Source organism: Halalkalibaculum sp. DA3122, from assembly GCF_043951865.1.
Lineage (GTDB): Bacteria > Bacteroidota > Rhodothermia > Balneolales > Balneolaceae > JAMQKA01.
This window is the reverse complement of the sequence record NZ_JBINJF010000125.1, coordinates 1-353: the sequence shown is the minus strand read 5'-3', so window position 1 is coordinate 353 and position 353 is coordinate 1. Positions and strand designations below refer to the sequence as shown.

Below are 353 nucleotides of genomic sequence, written 5' to 3'. Positions count from 1 at the left end.
GTTTGCGGCTGTTTTGATAGCTTTTCGAATTCTCAGGTAGGTACCGCAGCGGCACAAGTTGCCATTCATTGCGGACTTGATTTCTTCGTCTGAAGGATCCGGGTTGGACTCCAGCAGGGCGGCCGCGCTCATGATCTGTCCGGCCTGGCAGTACCCACACTGGGCTACGTCATGCTCCAGCCAGGCTTGCTGCACGGGGTGCTCGCCCTCTTCCGAAAGACCTTCAATTGTTGTTACCCGCCCGTCTCCGACGGCCGAGACCGGCAGCGAGCAGGAGCGGACGGCAGCGCCGTCCAGGTGCACGGTACAGGCCCCGCACTGGGCGATGCCGCATCCGAATTTGGTGCCGGGCA

Annotated in this window: 1 protein-coding gene; it reads right to left on the bottom strand. The window is 61.8% G+C overall.

Going from position 1 to position 353, the window contains the following annotated elements:
* Positions 1 to 353: (2Fe-2S)-binding protein (locus tag ACG2F4_RS19470; RefSeq protein WP_395262606.1), on the bottom strand; the 353-nt coding region annotated here is incomplete at both ends.